Annotated in this window: 1 pseudogene; it reads left to right on the top strand. The window is 65.1% G+C overall.

Going from position 1 to position 1,127, the window contains the following annotated elements:
• Window positions 1-625 (top strand): annotated as a pseudogene (locus AC50YM_RS20475) (hypothetical protein); the annotation flags it as partial.
• Between the last annotated feature and the right edge of the window lie 502 nt (window positions 626-1,127).

Consider the following 1,127-nt stretch of genomic DNA (forward strand, 5'->3'; position numbering starts at 1 on the left):
GGCCGACGGCGGCACCACCGGGATCACCAACCTCGGCGGGCCCTGCCGCAAACACCACGGCCTGAAACACAGCTCCGCCTGGACACCGGCCGGGGCCACCAAAGACGCCCCACCCGGCTGGACCTCCCCGACCGGAAGGCACTACGCGTCAGAACAACAGGACTGGGAACCACCCCACTGGCCACCAGGCCTCCTGGACATAGGCGCGGACCCCGGAACAGATGCAAACGCAGACGCGGACATCGATGCAGCCGGGGACATGAACCCGGACCCGGACAGAGACAAAGACAGGGACAGAGACAGAGACCCCGACATAGGCGCAGCCATGCCCCCGGACACGGACCCCGGCCCAGACATTTACCTGGACTCCGCCCTGCCGCCGGATCCTGACATGGACCCGGACATTGACCTGGGGCGCGGCCTTCCCCCGGATCCAGAACAGGAACAGGAACTGGCCCCGGATCCTTTCCCGGAACGGGACCAGGAGCTGCCCGCGGATCCCTTCCCGGACTGGCACCTGCTCACGGCCGGGCACTCATTCCGTGCCGCAGACCCCGACGACCCGGTCTTCTACGAGCCCCGCGCCGAATCCAGCCTCGAACACTTCCTCGCCCACCACGCCTGACCGCAGGACCGTGCGGTCCCGCCGCGGGGGTGACCATAACGAGCCTTCCGCGCCACGTGACAGGACCGGCCCCATCCACCGCGAAAGGGTCGCCTGCACGAGCTGCGTCAAAGCACAATCATTGCGCCTGTCTGGTACCCCGTGTCCTGGGTCCATTAACGGCGGCCGGGGAGCGGCGACCATGCGCTCCGCCAGCGGCCTGTACAGCCGGCACCGGGGTCTGGAAATTCACCCGCCGTCGGCCGGACTCTGAAACTTCTTGCTCGTCGCTGTAAGAAAAACCCCTTCACGGGACACTTAGTCAGTAGGAGGAAGTCGTCTGATGACCGGGGGAAGCACCATGTTGGCTGCCAAGGAACAAGCATTCATTGACCTGCACGCTCAGCATTCCGGTTACGTCCCGCTGAGTGGTGGAGTTTTCTCGACACCGTGCAGGTCAGTTATTTGATTATGCTGCCGTGAGTTCGGGAAGCAAAATCGCCTCCTCGATCGGCGTGGCGGG

The sequence above is a fragment of the Pseudarthrobacter sp. RHLT1-30-1 genome (genome assembly GCF_059383415.1).